At 42.7% G+C, this 7,797-nt stretch carries 6 protein-coding genes; 4 read left to right on the forward strand and 2 right to left on the reverse strand.

The window, feature by feature from the left end:
• From NC99_RS04230 to cysN, 3 genes are all read left to right on the forward strand, one after another.
• The coding region (locus NC99_RS04230) for an SLC13 family permease (RefSeq protein WP_157624432.1) at positions 1-858 on the forward strand (858 nt) is incomplete at its 5' end.
• A gap of 118 nt (positions 859-976) precedes the next feature.
• Complete coding sequence (gene cysD / locus NC99_RS04235) at positions 977-1,885, forward strand: sulfate adenylyltransferase subunit CysD (RefSeq protein WP_053180197.1); 909 nt, start codon at positions 977-979, stop codon at positions 1,883-1,885.
• A gap of 44 nt (positions 1,886-1,929) precedes the next feature.
• Positions 1,930-3,840 carry a sulfate adenylyltransferase subunit CysN gene (cysN, locus tag NC99_RS04240; RefSeq protein WP_053180198.1) on the forward strand — a complete coding sequence of 637 codons (1,911 nt, stop codon included), beginning with the start codon at positions 1,930-1,932 and terminating at the stop codon, positions 3,838-3,840.
• Positions 3,841-4,411: 571 nt separating this feature from the next.
• Here cysN and NC99_RS22255 read toward each other — a convergent pair.
• Positions 4,412-4,879: an ATP-binding protein gene (locus NC99_RS22255; protein ID WP_204374892.1), complete on the reverse strand. Its 468-nt coding sequence runs from the start codon at positions 4,877-4,879 to the stop codon at positions 4,412-4,414.
• Between the two features lie 298 nt (positions 4,880-5,177).
• Here NC99_RS22255 and NC99_RS04255 point away from each other — a divergent pair.
• A protein-coding gene (locus NC99_RS04255) for an IS3 family transposase (protein ID WP_449450775.1) occupies positions 5,178-6,532 on the forward strand; the annotation gives its coding sequence in 2 pieces (ribosomal slippage) (positions 5,178-5,531 and positions 5,534-6,532; 1,353 coding nt in all).
• Positions 6,533-7,074: 542 nt separating this feature from the next.
• On the opposite strand, the gene NC99_RS04260 is transcribed toward NC99_RS04255, so the two are convergent.
• On the reverse strand, positions 7,075-7,593 hold the full coding sequence (locus tag NC99_RS04260) for a DUF4886 domain-containing protein (protein ID WP_053180204.1): 519 nt from the start codon (positions 7,591-7,593) through the stop codon (positions 7,075-7,077).
• Positions 7,594-7,797 lie beyond the last annotated feature (204 nt).

Below are 7,797 nucleotides of genomic sequence, written 5' to 3' on the forward strand. Positions count from 1 at the left end.
CCACGCTTTCCCGGCATCAACCAAACGATTGATGAATTTGACTTTTTGAACCACTACCAAGCCGAAGTGTTGGCTGTTTACCGAAACGGTGAAACCATCTCAAGCAATGTGGGCTCGTTCCGGATGAAAGCCGGTGACAGCCTAGTGTTGCTCACCAACGAAAATTTCATTAAAAACTGGGGCGAATCAACCGGTTTTTACCTGACCTCATTTATCGGCGAAATTCCCCCACCCCGCTACAAAGGACAGCGTTTGTTTGCCTTGCTGTTGGTACTTCTCATGATTATCGGTGCTACCTTTGGCCGCTACCTGCCCGAAGTGGGCGGCAACCAACTGGACATGTTTTATTTTGCCGCCATTGTTGCCATTCTTATGGCCTGGATTAACATTTTGCCAAACCGAAAATACACCAAAGCAATCTCGTGGGATGTACTCATCACCATTGCATGTGCTTTTGGGCTGAGCAAGGCACTACAAAGCTCCGGCGCAGCTGACAGTATTGCAACAACTGCCATTAATTTTTCCAAATCGTACGGCCCCCTGGGAGTTCTGATCACCATTTATCTGATTACAACAATTTTTACCGAAATTATCACCAACAATGCGGCAGCAGCGCTTGTTTTCCCCATTGCATATGCTGCGGCAACCCAACTGGGAGTCGATCCCAAACCATTTTTCATTGCCATCTGTATCGCAGCTTCTGCAAGCTTTTCAACCCCCATCGGCTACCAAACCAACCTGTTGGTTCAGGGACTTGGAAACTATAAGTTTGGCGACTATGCCAAAGTTGGTTTACCCCTCAACATCCTTGCATTCATCATCTCCATTATTCTCATTCCATTGATCTGGCCATTCTAAATAAGACAAATACGAGTTAATACGCATTAAACTTCTGGAAGAATAGTCTATTTTTGCACCCGACTTAGACATTTACAAATGTGCCCGGCGCAGTTTACATTATAAAAAAATCAGTACGATGAATAAATATACTTTAACCCACTTACGTGAATTAGAGGCAGAAGCCATTCACATCATTCGTGAGGTTGCAGCAGAATTTGAAAACCCGGTTATGCTCTATTCCATTGGAAAAGATTCCTCTGTGATGGTGCGGCTCGCAGAAAAAGCTTTTTACCCGGGCAAAGTGCCTTTTCCATTGATGCACATCGATTCGAAGTGGAAGTTTAAAGAGATGGTTGAATTCCGTGACAACTACGCCAAAGAAAAAGGCTGGGATCTGATTGTGCATTACAACAAAGAAGGATTTGAAAGTGGAGTTGGCCCATTTACCCACGGAAGTAAAGTGCATACCGACGTCATGAAAACCCAGGCACTGCTTGCCGGTTTATCGAAATACAAATTCGATGCGGCTTTTGGTGGAGCACGACGCGACGAAGAAAAATCGCGTGCTAAAGAACGAATCTTCTCCTTTCGTGATAAATTTCACCAGTGGGACCCAAAGAATCAGCGTCCCGAACTGTGGAACATTTACAACGCCAAAGTACACAAAGGTGAGTCCATTCGGGTTTTCCCCATTTCAAACTGGACAGAGCTGGATATTTGGCAATACATTCGACTGGAAAATATTCCAATCGTACCGCTTTACTATGCCAAGGAAAGACCCATTGTTGAAGTTGACGGCAACCTGATTATGGTTGACGACGACCGAATGCCCAAAGAAATCGCCGAAAAAGCGAAGATGAGAAAGGTCCGCTTCCGTACCTTGGGCTGCTACCCGCTCACCGGCGCAATCGATTCAGAAGCTGATACCATTGAGAAGATTGTGGAGGAAATGATGACCGTAACGGTTTCAGAACGTACCACCCGGGTCATTGATTTTGACCAGGAAGGCAGCATGGAACAGAAAAAACGCGAAGGGTATTTTTAAGCCAATCAAGAACGAAAGCTTAACATTGAATTTAAAAATTGAAAATGACAAAACAACTCATAGATATAAAGACTTTTCTCGATCAGGATGAGAAAAAAGATTTATTGCGTTTGCTCACAGCAGGTTCGGTCGATGATGGAAAATCGACCCTAATCGGACGCTTACTTTTTGACAGTAAACGGCTGTACGAAGATCAGTTGGCAGCCCTGCAACGCGACAGCAAACGGATGGGCCACGCCGGCGAAGAAATTGATTATGCCTTGTTGCTTGACGGCTTAAAAGCAGAACGCGAACAAGGAATTACCATTGATGTAGCCTACCGATACTTTGCGACCAATAAACGGAAATTTATTATTGCCGACACGCCGGGACACGAACAATATACCCGAAACATGGTAACCGGCGCATCAACAGCGAACCTGGCCATCATTTTGATTGATGCCACCAAAGGAGTCATCACACAAACACGCCGCCATACTTTTCTGGTGTCACTACTGGGTATTAAGCACGTGGTGCTGGCCGTGAACAAAATGGACTTGGTAGATTTTGACCAAAAAGTATTTGACGATATTTGCGAAGACTATAAGAATTTTGTTGCCCAACTCGACATACCCGACGTGAATTACATTCCATTGTCAGCATTAAAAGGCGACAATGTGGTTGATCGGTCCGATCGCATGGATTGGTACAAAGGAAAAGGGATGCTCGAGTTTCTGGAATCTGTCCACGTCAGCTCCGACCGCAACTTCGATGACCTGCGTTATCCGGTACAGTATGTGTTGCGGCCCGACCGCGACTTCCGGGGTTTCTCGGCCCGCATCGCCTCAGGTATTGTCCGCAAGGGTGAAGAAGTGATGGTTCTTCCTTCAAAAAAGAAATCAACCATAAAAAGTATTACCACGTACGATGGTGAATTGGACGAAGCTTTTCCACCACAAGCAGTTACCATTACATTGAACGACGAGGTGGATGTTTCGCGTGGCGACATGATTGTTTATCCTGACAACCTGCCCCGAATCGGACGTCATTTTGAAGCCATGTTGGTGTGGATGGACGAAAAGCCAATGGATCCTTCCGTTCAGTTTTTCATTAAGCATGCCAACAACAACACCAAAGCACGGATCGATCAGATCAAATACAAAACAGATGTGAACACCCTGCAGAAATCGGAGGTTGACTTTTTTGAGCTGAATGAAATTGGACGTGTGGTACTAACCACCAACAAACCGCTGTTTTTTGATCCTTACAAGAGAAATAAAAACACCGGTGCTTTTGTTTTAATCCATCCGGTAACCAACAATACGGTTGCTGTGGGAATGATCATCGATAAACTGAGCCCCGACGATCTGCCTTCGAAAATCAGTGACAGCCACCGCGAATTGATCCGCAAAGGCAAAGGACTGATTTCGAACCAGGAATACCAAAAACACTACAACCAGAAAGGGGCAACCATTTGGGTGACCGGATTGCACGGATCAGGCAAAAATGAATTTGCATTCAGCCTTGAAAAACAACTGTTCGACATGGGCGCCACCGTAGTGCTGCTCGATGGCAGTTCGGTGCGTTCGGGTCTTTCGAAAGAGCTGGATTATTCGCCAACCGACCGGGCCGAACATTTGCGGCGCGTAGCCGAAGTTTGCCGCTTGTTAAATGACCAGGGCATCATCACCATCTGCTCTTTTATTTCGCCCGATCAAGCGATCCGCAACCAGCTGATTGACATTATTGGTGAGGAACGCTTTCATTTGGTGTACATGAATGCTTCGTTGGATTACTGCAAACAGAACAAGCCTGAGATGTATAACGATGAATCAATCCAATACGTGCCGGGCGTTGATATTGCATTTGATGAACCCAAAAACGCTGCGATAACACTTGATCCGGCCAACAACGGAAAAAATCCGGAACAGGTGATTGAATATCTTCGGAAAAAGTCGATTTTCCCGATTCATTAAAAAATAAATCAGTCACACAATAAAAACAGGAAGCTCATTTTGAACTTCCTGTTTTTGTTTATAAGCAAATCAGCTTTACGCATACAACATTGCAACAAAATATCCATTCCCGGCAGGTTTGAAAATTCCGCATCCAATTCAGGTCAGTGAAGTACGCGGAAAAATTGGAAAGATTGATTCGGCTGAAAAAAAAGGGACAAAGTAGAAAAATCAAACTTTGTCCCATTTGGTCGGGATGAAAGGATTCGTCTTGTATCCTGTAAATGTTTTATTATCAGAAAAATACCGAAATGTCTCCAGAAAGAACTCACCGTTTAACTCACCTGAAATTTGATCGGGTTTCAATCAATTTGAAATGAGTTGGTTACGTGCAAATATACAAAATAATCCAATTTGATTCTAAAAAAATGTCTTGAACCTGAAAAAAAATGATGGTCGTCCGGAATCATCTCAGTTAAGATTCGAACCTGTTTTTCAATTACCTGGCTCTATTATTCTAATACAAAAAACCGAAGAGCCAAATTGGTATTTTGTTTCCGGGTCCGGTTTCAATGTCATCGACGGCAACGAGTTAGTTGTCCAAATGCCTTACGTGGGATGTACTTTTGTTTATACCCGCGACTTCCACTGTTAATCCATTGATATAGAAATCACCTTCAGTTGGGAAGCTGACGCTTAACCCTGCATTTAATAGCTGGTTTAAAACAAATGTTTCCCGGATATTTCCGGTGTCCGGCTTTTCTTTTAACGCGAAAGCGAGATCCGTATTTTCCAGGAATATTTTATCCGGCTTTTGTAAGGTAGAAATTCCTTTCCCTTCTGAACTCAATGTATTGAGCAACCTTGCGTCTTTTAGCTGATAAATATACTGATAGACACTGTCCCTGCTTAAATCCAATTTCCGGGACAAAGCTGCAATATTGGGTTTGAACGGGACTGATTCTGCAATCACACCCAGCAACTTCTTTACTTTCGTTGCTGTTCCTGTATTGTACCCGGCTATGTATGCGAGGTCGGTTTCCACAATCGTATTGATCACCTGGGTTAACTTCAATTGGTAGGAATCCTCTCCTTCTGCTATGATAGGTAGATAACCTAACTGTAAATATTTCCGGAAAGCGGGCAATGGACGTAAGTCATCGGTGATTATCCTGCTTAAGTTCCTTTAATCCTTAACGATATCATCAATTGAGACAGCGTCAAAATCATTCCCGGTAGTAGATGACAAAAACTCACGAAATGAAAGGCCTGCCAGCAGATAACTGACTGTAAGTCTTCAGCCAAATTTGGACAGGTTGATATAAGAATTAAGAGATGGTTTTCTTAATTTGACAACCATAAAAAGTTCGAATATGAATGCAAAAAAACAGAGTGCGGAGTCGAAAGTAAAAGAGATCCGCCGACACACCAGAAAGAATTACTCATCGGAAGAGAAAATAAGGATTGTAATAGAAGGCTTAAGGGGCGAAAGCAGTATTGCCGAGCTTTGCCGAAAAGAAGGAATAAATTCTAATCTCTATTACAAATGGAGTAAAGAGTTTTTGGAGGCAGGTAAAAGCCGTTTGGCTGGCGACACGAAGCGAGAGGCTACATCCGACGAAGTTCATGATTTAAAAAATGAGAACGTGGATTTAAAGCAACTTGTGGCTGAATTAAGTCTTGAAAACCGAATGCTTAAAAAAAATCAGAATGGTATCGGGTAAATTATAAGTATATGCGAAGAAGTGCCAGTGAAAAAATGGAAGTCATCCGTATTGTACAAGAATCGGAATTGGGCGTCAAACGTACGCTTGAGGAGCTTGGGATAAGCCGCAGTACCTTCTACATTTGGTACAAACAGTACCTGGAGGAAGGATTTGATGGACTAAAACCAAAATCATCCAATCGAAAATCATTCTGGAACAAAATACCGGAAACGGAAAAGAAAAAGGTGGTAGAAATTGCTCTTGAAAAAGAAGAACTTTCTCCCCGGGAACTTGCCTGCCATATTACCGATAAAAAAGGCTGGTTTATCAGCGAGTCGAGTGTATACAGAATCCTGAAAGAAAGAGGTTTAGTTACCAGTCCTGCGTGGATTTTGATGGCTGCCTCTGATGAGTTCAAAGACAAAACAACGCACATCCATCAACAATGGCAAACCGATTTTACTTACTTCAAAATCATCAACTGGGGCTGGTATTATCTGGCGACTATCATGGATGATTATTCGCGGTACATTATCTCGTGGGAACTGTGTCAAAATATGGAATCTACGGATGCGATGCGTGTTGTGGGGCAGGCACTACGCACAAGCGGACTAACTCCGGGAAACCGTCCTCGACTACTTTCTGACAATGGATCCTGTTATGTTTCCAATGCGTTCAAAGAGTTTCTTTATGAGCATCATATGGGGCACGTTCAGGGTGCTCCGTATCATCCACAAACTCAGGGAAAAATTGAGCGGTATCATCGGACAATGAAAAATGTAGTTAAACTTGAAAACTACTATTTTCCCGACGACTTGCGAGCCAATATCGAAGCCTTTGTGGATTATTACAATAACCAACGGTATCATGAATCACTTGGCAATGTTACTCCTGCTGATGTTTATTTTGGCAGACAAAAACAGATTCTCAACCGTAGGGCAGAAATCAAAATTGAAACCATAAAAAAAAGGAGAAAAATGAACAGGAAATCAAAAAAATCAGCGTAACCAACTATTGAAATATTGATAACTTTCTTAACGCGATGCTAAAAGTTAGCAACATTTCAACAGTTCAGAAAAATTATCAGAATCACTAGTTTTAATTGTAAAAAGTATCTCTTAAGTTTATAGAAAAATTTGTCCAATAAGTTCTGACGTTAAACAGGCGTACTGGCGTTGAGCTGTCCCGGATGAGGTCGACGGGGTGCACGTCATTCCGATTAGCATGAGAATGAACGCATCCGAAGGATTCCGATGGAATCGGAACCCCTTTACCGTTCCTGGAAGCGATCAATAAATTTGTCGGAATTTTGAGTGAAGCGGGTAAAAAACTCTACCCAAAGAAAGGAGGAAATTCAGTTAGCTCCTTATCGCTAATTCATAAGCTCGCCAGAAATTTAGAGACAAGTTTTCGACCATGCTGGGAAATAGATCGAGTTTCTGGTTAGGAACAGAGCATAGCTGCAATATGACATCCTCTGCCAATCACAAAGCCATATATATTTGATTGGGTACGATCGAAACTAAAGAGGTCTTTCGTCTTCCGACTACTATTTTATGCTTAATCTTCTTGATGCTATTTTTGTCTCATTTGCAGCTATTTTCCGCAAAAACCTGGCGGTTTCAGGCTTCATACCCTCGGGGACAAATTTGATTTTTTGGGGAGATATGTCAAACATTTTTCCAAACCAAATACAGCCCGCCAGATACGAGCCATTCATATTGGCATGATACCGATCTTGTGTCCATAGATCAATGCTTTTGTTTTCAAGTGTCGCCCGGTGAAATGCTTGGCCTGATGGCAGCATATCCAGCCTGTATCGCTCAGCAAGCACTTGGTAGTTCTTTACCAATCCTTTATGCATTTCCTCCCGCGACATCCCCCACTCCTTTAACCGCGGGCTGTCGGCTCCATAAGCCCAGGTTTGATGAATGATGATTTCTGAAGGAGGAGCATGCTTGCGTATAAACTGAATCAACACATCGGCATAGGGCTCGAATGACTCAGGCTTAAAACTCAAACTGCTGACTTGTTGTATGGTTACAAAATTATACGTATCCTTTTTCAACAAATCTTTTCCACCTTGGAATTGACGGAAATTATTGGATTATCACAACGCGAAAAAAGACCAATACTGGAATAAGACTTCCAATATTGCCTAAAGCCCAAGAAATAATTGAGCAGTACAAGGATCACCCGCGTTCAGTGCATCGCGGCACAGTATTCTCTGTTATTTCTAATCAAAAATTAAATAGTCAATCCTTAAAAACAA

Source organism: Sunxiuqinia dokdonensis, from assembly GCF_001270965.1.
Taxonomy (GTDB): domain Bacteria; phylum Bacteroidota; class Bacteroidia; order Bacteroidales; family Prolixibacteraceae; genus Sunxiuqinia; species Sunxiuqinia dokdonensis.

Bases quoted from the DNA above. Each gene is read 5' to 3' on its own strand.
- cysD (WP_053180197.1), top strand. From the start codon at position 977: ATGAATAAATATACTTTAACCCACTTACGTGAATTAGAGGCAGAAGCC.
- cysN (WP_053180198.1), top strand. From the start codon at position 1,930: ATGACAAAACAACTCATAGATATAAAGACTTTTCTCGATCAGGATGAG.